Annotated in this window: 24 protein-coding genes and 4 pseudogenes; 10 read left to right on the top strand and 18 right to left on the bottom strand. The window is 23.0% G+C overall.

What is annotated here, in order from left to right:
* Positions 1-3: 3 nt before the first annotated feature.
* From AAHM96_RS07855 to AAHM96_RS07865, 3 genes are all read right to left on the bottom strand, one after another.
* Complete coding sequence (locus AAHM96_RS07855; RefSeq protein WP_342273161.1) at positions 4-951, bottom strand: hypothetical protein; 948 nt, start codon at positions 949-951, stop codon at positions 4-6.
* 283 nt (positions 952-1,234) lie between these two features.
* Positions 1,235-2,212: an IS3 family transposase gene (locus AAHM96_RS07860; RefSeq protein WP_342272797.1), complete on the bottom strand. Its 978-nt coding sequence runs from the start codon at positions 2,210-2,212 to the stop codon at positions 1,235-1,237.
* An 87-nt stretch (positions 2,213-2,299) separates the two neighbouring features.
* Positions 2,300-2,590: a hypothetical protein gene (locus AAHM96_RS07865; protein ID WP_342273162.1), complete on the bottom strand. Its 291-nt coding sequence runs from the start codon at positions 2,588-2,590 to the stop codon at positions 2,300-2,302.
* Between the two features lie 161 nt (positions 2,591-2,751).
* Between AAHM96_RS07865 and AAHM96_RS07870 the strand changes: the two genes are divergently transcribed.
* A protein-coding gene (locus AAHM96_RS07870; protein ID WP_425288748.1) for an IS5 family transposase occupies positions 2,752-3,541 on the top strand; the annotation gives its coding sequence in 2 pieces (ribosomal slippage) (positions 2,752-3,012 and positions 3,014-3,541; 789 coding nt in all).
* Here the strand turns inward: AAHM96_RS07870 and AAHM96_RS07875 are convergent.
* The 6 genes from AAHM96_RS07875 to AAHM96_RS07900 all read right to left on the bottom strand — a co-directional run bounded on the left by AAHM96_RS07875 (position 3,524) and on the right by AAHM96_RS07900 (position 5,562).
* Positions 3,524-3,661: a hypothetical protein gene (locus tag AAHM96_RS07875; RefSeq protein WP_342273164.1), complete on the bottom strand. Its 138-nt coding sequence runs from the start codon at positions 3,659-3,661 to the stop codon at positions 3,524-3,526. The two genes, AAHM96_RS07870 and AAHM96_RS07875, sit on opposite strands and share 18 nt — an antisense overlap.
* Positions 3,662-3,702: 41 nt before the next feature.
* On the bottom strand, positions 3,703-3,861 hold the full coding sequence (locus tag AAHM96_RS07880; protein WP_342273165.1) for a hypothetical protein: 159 nt from the start codon (positions 3,859-3,861) through the stop codon (positions 3,703-3,705).
* A gap of 16 nt (positions 3,862-3,877) precedes the next feature.
* A complete protein-coding gene (locus AAHM96_RS07885; protein ID WP_342273166.1) occupies positions 3,878-4,702 on the bottom strand; it encodes a hypothetical protein in 825 nt (274 codons plus the stop codon).
* 1 nt (position 4,703) lies between these two features.
* A complete protein-coding gene (locus AAHM96_RS07890) occupies positions 4,704-4,949 on the bottom strand; it encodes a hypothetical protein (RefSeq protein ID WP_286640816.1) in 246 nt (81 codons plus the stop codon).
* A gap of 165 nt (positions 4,950-5,114) precedes the next feature.
* The gene (locus tag AAHM96_RS07895; RefSeq protein WP_281748421.1) at positions 5,115-5,408 is read right to left on the bottom strand and encodes a hypothetical protein; all 294 of its coding nucleotides are present in this window, start codon (positions 5,406-5,408) and stop codon (positions 5,115-5,117) included.
* Positions 5,398-5,562: a hypothetical protein gene (locus AAHM96_RS07900; RefSeq protein WP_342273167.1), complete on the bottom strand. Its 165-nt coding sequence runs from the start codon at positions 5,560-5,562 to the stop codon at positions 5,398-5,400. The genes AAHM96_RS07895 and AAHM96_RS07900 overlap by 11 nt, the downstream gene beginning before the upstream one ends.
* A gap of 85 nt (positions 5,563-5,647) precedes the next feature.
* Here AAHM96_RS07900 and AAHM96_RS07905 point away from each other — a divergent pair.
* The 6 genes and pseudogenes from AAHM96_RS07905 to AAHM96_RS07930 all read left to right on the top strand — a co-directional run.
* Positions 5,648-6,437, top strand: a protein-coding gene (locus tag AAHM96_RS07905; RefSeq protein ID WP_342273168.1) for an IS5 family transposase whose coding sequence is annotated in 2 segments (ribosomal slippage) — positions 5,648-5,908 and positions 5,910-6,437 — 789 coding nt in all. Because the reading frame shifts where the segments join, the coding sequence is not laid out codon by codon here.
* A gap of 42 nt (positions 6,438-6,479) precedes the next feature.
* Positions 6,480-6,659 (top strand): annotated as a pseudogene (locus AAHM96_RS07910) (transposase); the annotation flags it as partial.
* Positions 6,619-6,843 (top strand): transposase, encoded by a 225-nt coding sequence (locus AAHM96_RS07915; RefSeq protein ID WP_425288749.1) that lies wholly within the window; start codon positions 6,619-6,621, stop codon positions 6,841-6,843. The pseudogene AAHM96_RS07910 and the gene AAHM96_RS07915, both read left to right, overlap by 41 nt.
* A gap of 67 nt (positions 6,844-6,910) precedes the next feature.
* Positions 6,911-7,728 (top strand): annotated as a pseudogene (locus AAHM96_RS07920) (IS5 family transposase).
* Between the two features lie 17 nt (positions 7,729-7,745).
* Positions 7,746-8,322 (top strand): annotated as a pseudogene (locus tag AAHM96_RS07925) (IS5 family transposase); the annotation flags it as partial.
* 1,239 nt (positions 8,323-9,561) lie between these two features.
* Positions 9,562-10,383, top strand: a pseudogene (locus AAHM96_RS07930) (IS256 family transposase); the annotation flags it as partial.
* A 45-nt stretch (positions 10,384-10,428) separates the two neighbouring features.
* On the opposite strand, the gene AAHM96_RS07935 reads toward AAHM96_RS07930, so the two are convergent.
* The 7 genes from AAHM96_RS07935 to AAHM96_RS07965 form a co-directional block, all read right to left on the bottom strand.
* Positions 10,429-11,406, bottom strand: a complete 978-nt coding sequence (locus AAHM96_RS07935) for an IS3 family transposase (RefSeq protein ID WP_342272797.1) — start codon at positions 11,404-11,406, stop codon at positions 10,429-10,431.
* Between the two features lie 74 nt (positions 11,407-11,480).
* A complete protein-coding gene (locus AAHM96_RS07940) occupies positions 11,481-11,825 on the bottom strand; it encodes a hypothetical protein (protein WP_342273170.1) in 345 nt (114 codons plus the stop codon).
* Positions 11,826-11,905: 80 nt separating this feature from the next.
* Positions 11,906-12,343 carry a transposase family protein gene (locus AAHM96_RS07945; protein ID WP_342273171.1) on the bottom strand — a complete coding sequence of 146 codons (438 nt, stop codon included), beginning with the start codon at positions 12,341-12,343 and terminating at the stop codon, positions 11,906-11,908.
* Positions 12,303-13,092, bottom strand: a protein-coding gene (locus AAHM96_RS07950) for an IS5 family transposase (protein WP_342273172.1) whose coding sequence is annotated in 2 segments (ribosomal slippage) — positions 12,303-12,830 and positions 12,832-13,092 — 789 coding nt in all. Because the reading frame shifts where the segments join, the coding sequence is not laid out codon by codon here. The genes AAHM96_RS07945 and AAHM96_RS07950 overlap by 41 nt, the downstream gene beginning before the upstream one ends.
* A 54-nt stretch (positions 13,093-13,146) precedes the next feature.
* Positions 13,147-13,404, bottom strand: coding sequence for a hypothetical protein (locus AAHM96_RS07955; RefSeq protein WP_342273173.1), 258 nt, complete (start codon positions 13,402-13,404; stop codon positions 13,147-13,149).
* Between the two features lie 8 nt (positions 13,405-13,412).
* A complete protein-coding gene (locus tag AAHM96_RS07960; RefSeq protein ID WP_339042303.1) occupies positions 13,413-13,616 on the bottom strand; it encodes a hypothetical protein in 204 nt (67 codons plus the stop codon).
* Positions 13,617-13,750: 134 nt separating this feature from the next.
* Positions 13,751-14,227 (bottom strand): hypothetical protein, encoded by a 477-nt coding sequence (locus AAHM96_RS07965; RefSeq protein ID WP_342273174.1) that lies wholly within the window; start codon positions 14,225-14,227, stop codon positions 13,751-13,753.
* A gap of 118 nt (positions 14,228-14,345) precedes the next feature.
* On the opposite strand from AAHM96_RS07965, the gene AAHM96_RS07970 reads away from it, so the two are divergent.
* Positions 14,346-15,323 (top strand): IS3 family transposase, encoded by a 978-nt coding sequence (locus tag AAHM96_RS07970; protein ID WP_342273175.1) that lies wholly within the window; start codon positions 14,346-14,348, stop codon positions 15,321-15,323.
* A 391-nt stretch (positions 15,324-15,714) separates the two neighbouring features.
* On the opposite strand, the gene AAHM96_RS07975 is transcribed toward AAHM96_RS07970, so the two are convergent.
* Positions 15,715-16,323 carry a hypothetical protein gene (locus AAHM96_RS07975; protein ID WP_338974253.1) on the bottom strand — a complete coding sequence of 203 codons (609 nt, stop codon included), beginning with the start codon at positions 16,321-16,323 and terminating at the stop codon, positions 15,715-15,717.
* 36 nt (positions 16,324-16,359) lie between these two features.
* Complete coding sequence (locus tag AAHM96_RS07980; RefSeq protein WP_342273176.1) at positions 16,360-16,905, bottom strand: L-threonylcarbamoyladenylate synthase; 546 nt, start codon at positions 16,903-16,905, stop codon at positions 16,360-16,362.
* A gap of 240 nt (positions 16,906-17,145) precedes the next feature.
* On the opposite strand from AAHM96_RS07980, the gene AAHM96_RS07985 reads away from it, so the two are divergent.
* On the top strand, positions 17,146-17,304 hold the full coding sequence (locus tag AAHM96_RS07985) for a hypothetical protein (protein ID WP_342273177.1): 159 nt from the start codon (positions 17,146-17,148) through the stop codon (positions 17,302-17,304).
* A 33-nt stretch (positions 17,305-17,337) separates the two neighbouring features.
* Positions 17,338-17,502 (top strand): hypothetical protein, encoded by a 165-nt coding sequence (locus tag AAHM96_RS07990; RefSeq protein ID WP_342273178.1) that lies wholly within the window; start codon positions 17,338-17,340, stop codon positions 17,500-17,502.
* Positions 17,503-17,524 lie beyond the last annotated feature (22 nt).

A 17,524-nucleotide genomic window follows, 5' to 3' on the forward strand; every position in this document is an offset into this window, starting at 1 on the left:
AATTTATCATTCCTTAAAAAATGCTTTTTTATAATGCTTAGTTTTTGTTTTAGTTTTTCTATGTGAAATATGGATAATTTCTTTTTGCAACTTTTTCTTACCCTTTTCTACAACTTGACTATATGCAAATTTTTCTAAATGATGTAATAATCCAGTACCAAATAAAGTGTTTACTGAAAATTTTAAACCAACATTTTTAAATGATTTGTTAATATTTTCAATAGGATTATTAATAACATTTACTACTTTATGATAAGTTCTAATAGTTCTAAATATTTCTCTATATACTTTAAAACTATCTCTAATTACTTGTTGCACCACTGGTGAAGCAAATGCTATTGCTTTTAATCATTTATTACGATTAACACCATAACCAATGTATCAACCACTATATCAACGATATCAATGAAATGGATGTATTTGTGTAACAAAAGTTTTTGATTTAAGAATACTATCAACAACTGTAATTGGTTTATATTTAGGATTACGATGATAAATAGTAATTGCACATTTATCTAATGACAAAGGTTGAATTTTACAACCCATAAATACTGGTGAATTTAATGGAATTAATTGTGCATGTTTAATTGCTCTTTTTTCTGCACTAGTAAATAAATCAGTTGCTTTTTCTTTTAATTTCTGAATTTTTTCAAATGCTTGTTTTTCTAACTTTTCAAATTTTTCTTGTAATTTATATATACTTTCTCGTATTTTTTCAAAATATGGTGTATCTTTTCAAAATTTATTTAAACCTTTTTTTAAATAAAATCTAATATCAAAATATTTAAAAGTTTGATTTGCTTTTAAAACAAGTTGATGAATAACATTATTTTTAAAATTAAATTTAATAGCATTAGCACGAATTTTTTGTAAATCTAAAATTAAAGTTTTTCCATATCTATTTTCTGTATGTATTGTATGAACTAAATTTAATCAATCATGTTGATTCATTTTTAATACTTCTTTTAAATCAGTATTAAATTTTTTTAAAAAGTTATTTGCTTTTTCGATATCTTTAATCTTAAATTTAGGAGTTAATTGTGGACTTAATTTTATTAATGTATTTTGTAATAATAAGTGTTCTTTTAACTTTTGTGTTTCTAGTTTTTGAAAATTATTCTTATATTGTCTTTCAGCAACATAACCTAAATCTCGTAATACTGTTTCACGATTAGGAGTAAAACTATAATTGGTGGTTGGCCCTTAATTACTGGACCATTTTTGATATAAAATTCTAAATTTTAATTTGTAAAATTGGTGGTTTTAGAAATTTAGAATGTATTCTTTCATAATTATAAAACATAACATATTGATTTACATCATTTATAGCTTCATTGATGGATAAATATTGATTTGATCCTTTAGGTAGTCATTCTTGAGATAAATGAGAAAATCAGTTTTCAGATAATACATTACCACCAATATCATAAGGTTGTTTTTTGCTTAAAATTATTTGTTTATCCTCTGCTCATTTTGTGATATCTTGACAATAAAATTCGTTGGCGTTATCTGAATGTAAAATAACATTTTTTATTTGATTTCAAGAAAATTGTTTGTTGATTTTTTCAAGAGCAGGAAGAATTAAATCCTGATATGATTTATTAGGAGCAATATTATAACTAACAACATTATTTGAATAAAAATCAATAATTACAAAAAGATATAATCATCCTTCTTTAGTATTTATTTGTTTAGTGTCCATTGATCAAATTTGATTTGAAGAGGTTGTACTTTTATAATCTTTGTTTACTTTATCCATTGTAGGTATTCACTTATTTGGATTTTTTTTGTTTTTAGGATAGTTATTTTTAGTTTGTTTTAATCCTTGAATATTGTGTTCTTTCATAATTTTTCGCATTTGTTTTATTGATAATTCTATATTTAAAATGATATTTTTTTCTTGTTTTAATCACTCTTTAAAAGCTGAAAAAATTCTTAAATATCCATAAATTCTGCCTTTTCTTGTAGAATGAAATTCGATTAAAAGTTGGCATATTTTTTGATATTTATGATTGCATTTAATAATATGATTTTCTTCTTTTTTAATAGGTTTTTGTTTATTTTTTAAAAAGTAATATGTTGATCTGTTTAATTGAAGATATTGACATAGGTTTCTAATTGAATATTGATTTTTACAATCATCAATAATTTTAATTTTTTCTTTGATATTTAATTTGTTAATTACTAATGCTATTTGTTTAATTTTATCCATTAATAAAAATCCTTTCAGGTTAAAATTAGTGTTAATTATATAACACAATTGTTTTTAGAATACATTCAGGTTTTTTAAATTAATGGTCTAGTAAAAAGGGCTAAGTGGCAAGTGGCAACCACTAATCATTTTTTTAATAGTTTCTTCAATTTTTGAATTTTCTAGATTATTTGTTTTAAATTTTAAAAAATCATAAAATTCAGTTTTAACTTGATATTTTTTAAATATATTAATTATTTCTTTTTCTTTAATTTCTTGATTAAGTTTATTTAACTTATTTTCTGCTTCATTAACTTTATTTTCTATTTCTTGTGAAGAAGCATTATTTTCAGTTAAAGGTTCAGTTGTTTGTTGAACATTATCTTCATTTTCTAACATTTACATCACCCTTTATTATTTATTTTCTTTATTAATTTTTTCATTTAATTTTGCTAATTTTTTTTGATGTTTTATAATTTTGTTATTTGCTCTAAGAACCTGTTTAAAATCTTTTAGAGAATAGGATAAAATGATTATATATTTTAAAATAAGAGGTATATATGTGTAAAAATTATCCTAGTAATGTTAGCAAAGAGCAATTTGAAAATATAAAATCAATTTTAGAAAATACTAAAAAGAGAACTAAACCAAGAAGTTTAGATTTATATGAAGTATTTTGTGCAGTTTTATATGTATTAAAAAGTGGTTGCCAGTGAAGAATGTTACCAAAAAATTTTCCAAAATGACAAATTGTATATTATTATTTTCAAGCTTGAAGTAAAAATAATGATAAAGAACCTAGTGTATTACAATTAGTTTTAAAAAAAATTAGTCAAGGCATTTCGTATCAATAATGGTAGAAAAGAACAAACTAGTTTTTGTATAATTGATTCACAAAGTGTTAAAAATACAGATACTACTAAAAATAAAGGTTATGATGCTGGTAAAAAGATTTCAGGAATAAAGCGTCATATTGCTGTTGATTCTCAAGGTTTACCACATGCAATTTACATAACCACAGCAGAAAAAACAGATCGTAATAGTGCTATAATAATGATTGAAAATGAAAAAGAGAATCTTTCTGCAGTTCAAAAAATACTAGTAGATGCTGGTTATACTGGTGAAAAATTTGCTTCTAAAATTAAAACAATTATAAATGCAAATGTTGAAGTTATAAAACGTAATGAATTACATTCTTTTGTAGTATTACCAAAAAGATGAGTTGTAGAACGAAGTTTTGCATGATTAGAAAAATGCAGAAGATTATGAAAAAATTGTGAAAAAAAATTAAATACTAGCTTACAAATGGTTGTTCTTACCTTTATTTCAATTTTATTGAAAAGATTTTAAACAGGTTCTAACATGTTTTGGAGTTGTGATAAATCTTTTTAATAAAACAATAATTTCTCTGCAAATTAATGTTCCAACACTTGTTCGAATAATTATTAATTCATGTAAAAATTCTTTCATATCAATATTTTCCTTTCAATTATTTATTTTTTTATTTTTAATTATTCATCAAATTGACCACCATTAATTCTTTCAATCATAGATTTTGAATTACTTACAACTTCTACTAATAAAGATAGTTTTCTTTCTAATGCTTCTATTTGTTCTTCATATGTTTTTATTTCATTGTTATAATATTGAATTATTTTTTCTTTATTCATAAATTATTCATCTCCTTTATAAACTCATGTGATTATAATCTCAATTTAATGAAGCATTATCATTATTTAATGGTACTTCGCTCATATTATCACTACCATAATATTGACTTGATATTTCACTATTAATTGTGAATCTATTATCATTAATTAATCTTGTAGTTTCATTTGTAAATGAAGTTTCTTGCATTTCTTGATTATGATTTGTTTCAATAGGTAGTAAATTATAAATTATTTCACTTACACCAGCAATTATGGTAGGTACTGCATAAGCATTATTAAAATCATTATTAATACCCATTGCTACACCACTAGAAATTAAACAACCACCAGTAGCCATATTACAAATCTTTCTTATTGTTTCAAATCTATTAGGAATTAATTCAGTTAATCCACTGATAAGATTTGATATACCATAAGCATTTAAACTAATATAAGTATCTCAATCCATTAATGACTGATTTTCTTGTTTATTTAATAGTAATCATGGAGGACCTTCTGTTGTAGTTGTAGTAGTTATTGGAGTTGGTGTTGTTGGAATAATAGGAGTAATATTATTTTCACTTCATTTACTATAATTTGCTAATCCAATTGTTCCTAAACCTAATAATATTTTTTTAGAACTATTAATTAATTTAGTTTTAGTATTTGGTCTTTGATTTAAATTTCAAATATCTAAACCTAATTTTTTACCAAATAATAAACTATTAATTGAACCTAATACTGGATTTACAATTACTTGACCATAATAAGCACTTGTACCAATCATTGCACAAATTGGACTTATTCCAGTTCTAATTAATTTAATTAAAGTATAATTTGATTGATTTTCTATATTTGGCATTTTATTCTCCTTTAATTTCTAATTTTTTAACTGTTACTTTAATTCAACCTTGATAAACATCATTATCACCAACTATTAATGCAACATTACTTTCGGGGTCAGAAACAATTATGTGTTTTGATTTAACATTTGGATATTGTCTTAAAATAATTGCTCTAATATCATTACTTGTATGAATTGCTTTTGGAAATGGTGATAATATTTCAATTTCATCTTTATTTTCAAACAAAGTAGGCAATATTATCATTAATTATTTCTCCTTATTTTTAATTTGATTAGCAATTTCACTTAATATTTTTAATACTTTATATTCATTTTTTAATTCTTTACTAATAAATATTAAAAATATTATTAGTGTTATGCTTGTTATTAATATTGGTACTATTAATAAAATTTTTCATAATATCATTTTTTACTCTTTTCATTTTTTAAATCATTTAACATTTATTGAACAAAATGCACGATTTTTAGGAATATTTAAAGTATTAAAGATTTGACCAGTTACTATAATTTCATCGTTTTTGTTTAATAAAATACATCGGTTATAAAGTTTTGGATTGTTAAAAATTAAAGTAACATAGTTTAATCCATTTCATTGTCCACGAACACTATAATATAATCCTTTATTACCTTTTTCGTAATATTTTGCTTCAATACTGTTACTGAGTTTTACTGTTAATTTGACATAATTGGCTTTATCTTTCATTTTTATAATTCCTTAAATAATATTGAATGTGTTTATATGCATCTTGTTCATGTTTTGTTAATTTTATATTTCCTTTATAATTTTCTATTTTAGTTTTATTTTTTGGTTCACTTCCTAAATAATCTCAATTCATAACATCTTCTACTAATACCATTAATGTACCAATAGTTTTAGAACCTGTTTAAAATCTTTTAGAGAATAGGATAAAATGATTATATATTTTAAAATAAGAGGTATATATGTGTAAAAATTATCCTAGTAATGTTAGCAAAGAGCAATTTGAAAATATAAAATCAATTTTAGAAAATACTAAAAAGAGAACTAAACCAAGAAGTTTAGATTTATATGAAGTATTTTGTGCAGTTTTATATGTATTAAAAAGTGGTTGCCAGTGAAGAATGTTACCAAAAAATTTTCCAAAATGACAAATTGTATATTATTATTTTCAAGCTTGAAGTAAAAATAATGATAAAGAACCTAGTGTATTACAATTAGTTTTAAAAAAAATTAGTCAAGGCATTTCGTATCAATAATGGTAGAAAAGAACAAACTAGTTTTTGTATAATTGATTCACAAAGTGTTAAAAATACAGATACTACTAAAAATAAAGGTTATGATGCTGGTAAAAAGATTTCAGGAATAAAGCGTCATATTGCTGTTGATTCTCAAGGTTTAACACATGCAATTTACATAACCACAGCAGAAAAAACAGATCGTAATAGTGCTATAATAATGATTGAAAATGAAAAAGAGAATCTTTCTGCAGTTCAAAAAATACTAGTAGATGCTGGTTATACTAGTGAAAAATTTGCTTCTAAAATTAAAACAATTATAAATGCAAATGTTGAAGTTATAAAACGTAATGAATTACATTCTTTTGTAGTATTACCAAAAAGATGAGTTGTAGAACGAAGTTTTGCATGATTAGAAAAATGCAGAAGATTATGAAAAAATTGTGAAAAAAAATTAAATACTAGATTACAAATGGTTGTTCTTGCCTTTATTTCAATTTTATTGAAAAGATTTTAAACATGTTCTAAAATTAAAACAATTATAAATGCAAATGTTGAAGTTATAAAACGTAATGAATTACATTCTTTTGTAGTATTACCAAAAAGATGAGTTGTAGAACGAAGTTTTGCATGATTAGAAAAATGCAGAAGATTATGAAAAAATTGTGAAAAAAAATTAAATACTAGCTTACAAATGGTTGTTCTTGCCTTTATTTCAATTTTATTGAAAAGATTTTAAACACGTTCTTAGCAAAGAGCAATTTGAAAATATAAAATCAATTTTAGAAAATACTAAAAAGAGAACTAAACTAAGAAGTTTAGATTTATATGAAGTATTTTGTGCAGTTTTATATGTATTAAAAAGTGGTTGCCAGTGAAGAATGTTACCAAAAAATTTTCCAAAATGACAAATTGTATATTAGACTTGGTGCAAAACCTTTAATTTTAATAATTTAACGGTTATTATTAATATCAAAGGTGATAATTATTATGTTAAAAAAATACAAAGATGAACAAGAATTTTATAGTTTAGTGGGAATAAAACTACAAACATTTCAAAAAATGGTTGAAATTTTAAAAAAAGCTGAAGCAATTAAAAAAGCAGTTGGTGGTAAACCTAATAAATTATCAATAGAAAATCGTTTATTAATGACATTAGAATACTGAAAAGAGTATAGTAGTTATAGAGTTATTGCAAAAAGATATAATATTAGTCATACTAGCTGCATTCGTAATATTTTTTGAATTGAAAATACTTTAATAAAAAGTGGAATTTTTAATTTATCTGGCAAAAAAGATTTAATCAAAAATAAAGGAATCAATAATACTTTACTAGCTATTGATGCTACTGAAACTCCAATTGAAAGAATTAAAAAAAACTAAAATTACTTTTTTCGGGTAAAAACAAACATCATACTCTTAAATCGCAAATAATTATTGATATTTTAAATGGAAAAATTATTTCAACCGCTTTTTGTTTTGGAAGCATTCATGATTTTAAATTACTTTTAAAATCTAAAACTTTTATTCATCCAGAAAAACAAGTTTTTTTTGATTCAGGTTATCAAGGAATACAAAATATTCATAAAAATACATTTTTGCCATTTAAAAAAAGTAAATACAATAAATTAATACCAATTCAAAAAGAATACAATAAAACTTTAAGCAAAATTAGAATTAAAATTGAACACGTATTTGCTAAACTAAAACGTTTTAAAATTTTAACTTTAAAATATCGCAATAAAATACGAAGATTTGCATTAAGATTTAATTTAATAGCAGGAATATATAATTTTGAATTACCTTAGTTTTGCACCAAGTCTCTTGAAGTAAAAATAATGATAAAGAACCTAGTGTATTACAATTAGTTTTAAAAAAAATTAGTCAAGGCATTTCGTATCAATAATGGTAGAAAAGAACAAACTAGTTTTTGTATAATTGATTCACAAAGTGTTAAAAATACAGATACTACTAAAAATAAAGGTTATGATGCTGGTAAAAAGATTTCACGAATAAAGCGTCATATTGCTGTTGATTCTCAAGGTTTACCACATGCAATTTACATAACCACAGCAGAAAAAACAGATCGTAATAGTGCTATAATAATGATTGAAAATGAAAAAGAGAATCTTTCTGCAGTTCAAAAAATACTAGTAGATGCTGGTTATACTGGTGAAAAATTTGCTTCTAAAATTAAAACAATTATAAATGCAAATGTTGAAGTTATAAAACGTAATGAATTACATTCTTTTGTAGTATTACCAAAAAGATGAGTTGTAGAACGAAGTTTTGCATGATTAGAAAAATGCAGAAGATTATGAAAAAATTGTGAAAAAAAATTAAATACTAGCTTACAAATGATTGTTCTTGCCTTTATTTCAATTTTATTGAAAAGATTTTAAACAGGTTCTAATAGTGAGTACTTTATGTAAATACTTCTATATCAGAATAAAAGAGCATTTAATGTTAAGCAAGTTATAAAATGTTACACTGTATCGCTTAATGTAATTAAGGGCCAACCACCGCCAACCACCACTATGAACAGTCACAAGCATTAGATTTTACTGTTGATGATATTAGAGCAGTAGGATTAGATAAGTTGGATAATATATTACAAACTGAAAAGAAAGAAACTGAAAATATTGTATGCCGTGCTTGTTATTATAGAAATAAATATTCTAAGAAAAATAAGAAAGATGTTAAAATAGAGTAAACCTATATTATTGGTCAAAGCCAACCAGAACCTTGGTTGGTTGGCCGTGGCGTTTACGCCACTGGGGTAAGTTGCGAAGCAACTAGGGGCAACGCCCCTATATACTTGGTAAGTGCTAAACTTATGGAATAAAGTTAAGGAGAATTTAAAAATGAAAATTAAAACACTTAAAAAATTACAGTTATTAACTGTATCATTATTTATTTTAACTTTAATTATAGGATTAATATTAATAGATTTTAGTCATTTTAATTTTTTTTATTTAAACAAAAATTTAAATTGTATTGATGGATTTGATATGTTAAAACACTTTCGATTAAGTTTTATCATAGAGCATTCTGCAAAATATTTTTATAATCTTGGAACTCATCATATTAAAGAAAATTATTATGAATGAACTGAATTACGAAGTGGAATTTTTTTGCTTTTATTTTTACTTCCAATATTATTTTTTATAACTATATCATTAACTTTTTTTATTATTGGTTTCAAAACAAAATTAAAAAATAATAATTTTTGAGATGCTATTGCAAATTGTGAAATAATCAATAATTATTACATTCATTAAAATTAGGTGGTTGGTGATTGGCGGTGGTTGGCCCTTAATTACTGGACCATTTTTGATATAAAATTCTAAATTTTAATTTGTAAAATTGGTGGTTTTAGAAATTTAGAATGTATTCTTTCATAATTATAAAACATAACATATTGATTTACATCATTTATAGCTTCATTGATGGATAAATATTGATTTGATCCTTTAGGTAGTCATTCTTGAGATAAATGAGAAAATCAGTTTTCAGATAATACATTACCACCAATATCATAAGGTTGGGTAATGTTTAGTAATCTGTGTAACTTACAAAAATAACTATGTTTAATTAATTCTAGTAAATATAATTAAATGACTAGAAAGAGTGAGTTACAGATGGCTAAAAAGCAAAATATTAATAATAATGATCCAATATCAAAAGCAGTAGATTTATTATTAGAAAATACTGAAGATTTAACAACAGTTTTTAAAGAGGGAGGATTGTATAAAGAATTAACAAAAAGATTAGTAGAAAAAATGTTGAATTCTGAGATGCAAAATTATTTAGGATATGATAAGAATCAACATAGTAATAGTGACAATGCTCGTAATGGTATAAGTTCAAAAAAATTAATAACTCAACAAGGTAAAATTGAGATTGATGTACCACGAGATCGCAATAGTAATTTTACTCCTGTAATAGTTGCAAAAAGACAAAGAAGATTTGATGGTTTTGATCAACAAGTTCTTTCTTTATATGCAAAAGGAATGACATTATCAGATATTAGAATGCAATTACAAGAGTTATATCATGGTGCTGATATTAGTGAAAGTGTTATTAGCCAAATTACTGATGATGTTATTGATGATGTAAAAGCATGGCAAAATCGACCATTAGAAAGTGTCTATCCGATTGTTTATTTTGATTGCATAGTAGTGAAAGTACGACAAGATAAAAGGATTATTAATAAATCAGTTTATATAGCTTTAGGAGTTGATTTAGAAGGTAAAAAAGATGTTTTAGGTTTATGAATTAGTGAAAATGAAGGTGCTAAATTTTGATTAGCAAATTTAACAGAAATGAAAAATCGTGGCTTAAATGATATTCTTATTGCCTGCAGTGATAATTTAACAGGCATGTCAGAAGCAATACAATCAGTTTATCTTAAAACAGAACATCAATTATGCATAGTTCATCAAATTAGAAATAGTTTGAAATAGGTGGTTGGCCCTTAATTACTGGACCATTTTTGATATAAAATTCTAAATTTTAATTTGTAAAATTGGTGGTTTTAGAAATTTAGAATGTATTCTTTCATAATTATAAAACATAACATATTGATTTACATCATTTATAGCTTCATTGATGGATAAATATTGATTTGATCCTTTAGGTAGTCATTCTTGAGATAAATGAGAAAATCAGTTTTCAGATAATACATTACCACCAATATCATAAGGTTGTTTTTTGCTTAAAATTATTTGTTTATCCTCTGCTCATTTTGTGATATCTTGACAATAAAATTCGTTGGCGTTATCTGAATGTAAAATAACATTTTTTATTTGATTTCAAGAAAATTGTTTGTTGATTTTTTCAAGAGCAGGAAGAATTAAATCCTGATATGATTTATTAGGAGCAATATTATAACTAACAACATTATTTGAATAAAAATCAATAATTACAAAAAGATATAATCATCCTTCTTTAGTATTTATTTGTTTAGTGTCCATTGATCAAATTTGATTTGAAGAGGTTGTACTTTTATAATCTTTGTTTACTTTATCCATTGTAGGTATTCACTTATTTGGATTTTTTTTGTTTTTAGGATAGTTATTTTTAGTTTGTTTTAATCCTTGAATATTGTGTTCTTTCATAATTTTTCGCATTTGTTTTATTGATAATTCTATATTTAAAATGATATTTTTTTCTTGTTTTAATCACTCTTTAAAAGCTGAAAAAATTCTTAAATATCCATAAATTCTGCCTTTTCTTGTAGAATGAAATTCGATTAAAAGTTGGCATATTTTTTGATATTTATGATTGCATTTAATAATATGATTTTCTTCTTTTTTAATAGGTTTTTGTTTATTTTTTAAAAAGTAATATGTTGATCTGTTTAATTGAAGATATTGACATAGGTTTCTAATTGAATATTGATTTTTACAATCATCAATAATTTTAATTTTTTCTTTGATATTTAATTTGTTAATTACTAATGCTATTTGTTTAATTTTATCCATTAATAAAAATCCTTTCAGGTTAAAATTAGTGTTAATTATATAACACAATTGTTTTTAGAATACATTCAGGTTTTTTAAATTAATGGTCTAGTAAAAAGGGCTAAGTGGCAAGTGGCAAGTGGCATATAAGGTATTGCTTGACCTGTAACTTCTCCACCAACTAAATACATTCTTCCAACTTTACCATCTGCCACTTCTTGAACATAAATAATTGTATCTTGCAACATATATCTTTTCATTGCTCTTGGCGTTGCTAAAACAAATGACATAATTTCATCATCATTTTTATCATTTTTAAAAGTCATATAGTTATCCATTACAATTTGACATAATACACCTTTAATATATAAATCATTACCATTTAATCTTAATTGTTGTGCAATTTCATTATCAGTAATTAAACCTTTATTATCTGCCAAGTAAACTATACTATCATAAAGAGCATTAGTAATAAAGAATCTACAATTTGCAATATTTCTATATTAGACTTGGTGCAAAACTAAGGTAATTCAAAATTATATATTCCTGCTATTAAATTAAATCTTAATGCAAATCTTCGTATTTTATTGCGATATTTTAAAGTTAAAATTTTAAAACGTTTTAGTTTAACAAATACGTGTTTAATTTTAATTCTAATTTTGCTTAAAGTTTTATTGTATTCTTTTTGAATTGGTATTAATTTATTGTATTTACTTTTTTTAAATGGCAAAAATGTATTTTTATGAATATTTTGTATTCCTTGATAACCTGAATCAACAAAAACTTGTTTTTCTGGATGAATAAAAGTTTTAGATTTTAAAAGTAATTTAAAATCATGAATGCTTCCAAAACAAAAAGCGGTTGAAATAATTTTTCCATTTAAAATATCAATAATTATTTGCGATTTAAGAACCTGTTTAAAATCTTTTCAATAAAATTGAAATAAAAGCAAGAACAACTATTTGTAAGCTAGTATTTAATTTTTTTTCACAATTTTTTCATAATCTTCTGCATTTTTCTAATCATGCAAAACTTCGTTCTACAACTCATCTTTTTGGTAATACTACAAAAGAATGTAATTCATTACGTTTTATAACTTCAACATTTGCATTTATAATTGTTTTAATTTTAGAAGCAAATTTTTCACCAGTATAACCAGCATCTACTAGTATTTTTTGAACTGCAGAAAGATTCTCTTTTTCATTTTCAATCATTATTATAGCACTATTACGATCTGTTTTTTCTGCTGTGGTTATGTAAATTGCATGTGGTAAACCTTGAGAATCAACAGCAATATGACGCTTTATTCCTGAAATCTTTTTACCAGCATCATAACCTTTATTTTTAGTAGTATCTGTATTTTTAACACTTTGTGAATCAATTATACAAAAACTAGTTTGTTCTTTTCTACCATTATTGATACGAAATGCCTTGACTAATTTTTTTTAAAACTAATTGTAATACACTAGGTTCTTTATCATTATTTTTACTTCAAGCTTGAAAATAATAATATACAATTTGTCATTTTGGAAAATTTTTTGGTAACATTCTTCACTGGCAACCACTTTTTAATACATATAAAACTGCACAAAATACTTCATATAAATCTAAACTTCTTGGTTTAGTTCTCTTTTTAGTATTTTCTAAAATTGATTTTATATTTTCAAATTGCTCTTTGCTAACATTACTAGGATAATTTTTACACATATATACCTCTTATTTTAAAATATATAATCATTTTATCCTATTCTCTAAAAGATTTTAAACAGGTTCTAATGGATTAGTTAATAATTGTTTTGAATTTAAAAAGAAATTTTCGACAATAACTAATATTTTTTTATTATCAGAATGTTTTTTAATTAATAAAAAGTATTTTTTATACAAATTTTTACTTTCTAAAACTGTTTTAGTTTTAAATGTTTCATTAAAAATAATATTATTGGTTTCATTTGAATATATAACAATTCCATTATTACCAATACCAGCGCGGTCAATACCAATAATTAACTCATATTGCATTAATTAAGTTAACCTCTAATAACTGTTTTAATAATTTCTAAATCACAATTACATCAACAATATTTACATTCTTCAATAAATTCTTTATGACCACAAACTAAATTATCTTTTTTTAAATCATCAATCAGTTTAATTAGTCCTATTTTAAATTCAATATCATCACTGTCTGGTATGCGAATCGTTCCTCTTTTAGTTAAATATTCTTTATCCATATTTATGCCTCCTACTTAACCTAATATTTAAAATACAGTCATAACAAATCGCTTTACTATTTTTATCTCTTAAAAAATATTTTCTTGTTTTTATATCATTAGTATTAAAGAATAAATAATCTAATTTATTTTGTTTACATGTTCAACAAAAATACTTTTTCATTATGAGTTGAAATTTCCTTATAAGAAGTAACTATATAATTAATTGGTAAATCATCATGTTTATATTGATTATTTATTTTAAAACCTTTTCTGTTTTCTTCTCACGTAATGTTATATTTAAAACAAGGATTAGTAATTTTAGTTTTGTTATCTGTTATTTCACCCATAAATCAACTATTATGCTGTTCATAAAATGTTAATGGTTCAAGTTTTATATCATTAAGATAATATTCTTTGGGTGTTTCTTGTTTATTAACAGTTATTTTTTGGTCTTTAATATATGGTTCTAATAATTTTATTAATTCATTACCACTTAATTCTCTTTTAATATTTTCTAAATTAAAAACTCAATATGTGTAACTGTTATCAACAATAAAAGAATTATTTTTAATCATTCATTTTGGAAGCGATAATTTATATTCAACATAATCAATAAGGCCACTTGCCACTTGCCACTTGCCACTTAGCCCTTTTTACTAGCCCATTAATTTAAAAAACCTGAATGTATTCTAAAAACAATTGTGTTATATAATTAACACTAATTTTAACCTGAAAGGATTTTTATTAATGGATAAAATTAAACAAATAGCATTAGTAATTAACAAATTAAATATCAAAGAAAAAATTAAAATTATTGATGATTGTAAAAATCAATATTCAATTAGAAACCTATGTCAATATCTTCAATTAAACAGATCAACATATTACTTTTTAAAAAATAAACAAAAACCTATTAAAAAAGAAGAAAATCATATTATTAAATGCAATCATAAATATCAAAAAATATGCCAACTTTTAATCGAATTTCATTCTACAAGAAAAGGCAGAATTTATGGATATTTAAGAATTTTTTCAGCTTTTAAAGAGTGATTAAAACAAGAAAAAAATATCATTTTAAATATAGAATTATCAATAAAACAAATGCGAAAAATTATGAAAGAACACAATATTCAAGGATTAAAACAAACTAAAAATAACTATCCTAAAAACAAAAAAAATCCAAATAAGTGAATACCTACAATGGATAAAGTAAACAAAGATTATAAAAGTACAACCTCTTCAAATCAAATTTGATCAATGGACACTAAACAAATAAATACTAAAGAAGGATGATTATATCTTTTTGTAATTATTGATTTTTATTCAAATAATGTTGTTAGTTATAATATTGCTCCTAATAAATCATATCAGGATTTAATTCTTCCTGCTCTTGAAAAAATCAACAAACAATTTTCTTGAAATCAAATAAAAAATGTTATTTTACATTCAGATAACGCCAACGAATTTTATTGTCAAGATATCACAAAATGAGCAGAGGATAAACAAATAATTTTAAGCAAAAAACAACCTTATGATATTGGTGATAATGTATTATCTGAAAACTGATTTTCTCATTTATCTCAAGAATGACTACCTAAAGGATCAAATCAATATTTATCCATCAATGAAGCTATAAATGATGTAAATCAATATGTTATGTTTTATAATTATGAAAGAATACATTCTAAATTTCTAAAACCACCAATTTTACAAATTAAAATTTAGAATTTTATATCAAAAATGGTCCAGTAATTAAGGGCCAACCACCAACCACCCATTTACCTTTTTTATTTCCAATATTAGTCAAAAATGAAATAGGTAATACTATATTTTTCACATAACAAGCATAAAAAACCTTTTTAATATAAAAATAAAAAACCTTTTTAATATAAAAATAAAAAACCTTTTTAATATAAAAATCTTGTTGCATATATAAAACTCCAGCTAAACACTACCTTAAAGTAGCAAATTTTATATTTTAATAACAAACAAATCTTAACATAAAAAAATTATAAAAACAAACAATAAAAGAAAAACGTTACTTAATTAATATATTTTGTATAATTATATCATTTTCACAAAAAAAGCAAAATTTTTAATTATTAAATAATAATTGTTATAAACTAATAACATGAACAGCAAAACTAATTGCTTCTTCATATTTATTAAAAAGAAAAAATAAACGTTTATTTTGAAAATTAATTTCAATACCAATATATTTTTGTTTATTTTTTATATAATTATTTTTTTCTCAAAAAAATGTAATACTTTTAACATCAACTAATGGTATTATTTGTAGTTCAAAAGAATCAATAAAATAAAGATTATTTTGTGAAATTAACAAGTCTATTTGATTTAAAGGTATAAAATCTGATGATTTGATAAGATTAACGTCTTTAATTTTATAACGTAAAAATAATTTTTTGGCAGCACTATATTCAGTTTTTAGCAAAATATTTTGGCCAGAAATCTTATTAAGTTCTTCATACTTTCCCAAAATGACTTTGTCACTATAATAAATATCTTCTTTAATTTTTTCTATTGAGACTGGTAATTCTTTAGTATTTATTTTTTTTAATTTTAAGTATTTATATAAAGTATTTATATCTTTAGTAATTTTTAATATTTTCTTTTGTTTATTTTTTTTAATTAATAAAATTAGTGCAATTAATAAAATCAATATTGTTGTGCACGCAATAATAATTAAAATTATTCATCAATTCATAGTATTATCTCCTTTTTTAATACTGTTATCTAATTATTATCTAATAATTTTATCATTAAAACTATTAAAAATAGTTGATGGTTTATTTGTTAAAATCTCACCTGCTACTCTATACCTTAAATTAGGCAAGTTTATATTATGATAATCGTTAATTGGTTGTTCATTACTTAAATTACAACTTGTAGCTACTAAAGGCCCTGTTAATTTAATTAATTTTTGAATAAAATGTGAAGCACTAACTCTAATTGCTATTTTCTTTTTATTTATTCAATATGATGTGTTTAAACTAGGTTGTTTTAAAACTATAACAGTAACTTTACCAGCACTAAAATTATTTATTAAAAATGACTGTAATTGATCGCTAATTATACCAATGCTTTTAGCTTGCTCTCAACTAGCAACTAAAATTGGCAGTTCTTTACTATAATCACGTTTTTTAATTTGATAAATTTTATTAATAGCTTTGTCATCATCAAATTTACAAACAAGACCATAAATTGTATCTGTTGGTAAAGCAACCACTTCGCCATTAGCAATGATTTGGCTAATTTCTTTAATTTGATTTTGCTGTAAAGTTATCATGAAAACACCATTATAAATTTTAACTAAATTATACACCTATTATTTTAAATATAATAGTTGTTTCAAAATAATGAATAAAAAACTTATAAATAATATTTGTAATTTAAAATAAACCTTAAAATTACTAATTAAGGATTGGAAAATCATTAATTAATGGTTTAATAAACATCTTAATTTAATATAGATTAATATTTATATTAGATTTTTATTAAATTAAATATAGAAGGAGAATCAAAAAATATGCCCAAAAGAAAAATAGAAATACAACATACTAATGAAGAAATTGAAAAAATAAGAAAAGAAATTGAAGATAATGATAATAAACCATTTATAATAGAAACAATTTGTATTCAAAATATCATTAGACTTGGTGCAAAACCTTTAATTTTAATAATTTAACGGTTATTATTAATATCAAAGGTGATAATTATTATGTTAAAAAAATACAAAGATGAACAAGAATTTTATAGTTTAGTGGGAATAAAACTACAAACATTTCAAAAAATGGTTGAAATTTTAAAAAAAGCTGAAGCAATTAAAAAAGCAGTTGGTGGTAAACCTAATAAATTATCAATAGACTTGGTGCAAAACCTTTAATTTTAATAATTTAACGGTTATT

This window comes from Spiroplasma endosymbiont of Acasis viretata, from assembly GCF_964031275.1.
Lineage (GTDB): Bacteria > Bacillota_I > Bacilli_A > Mycoplasmatales > VBWQ01 > Spiroplasma_E > Spiroplasma_E ixodetis_A.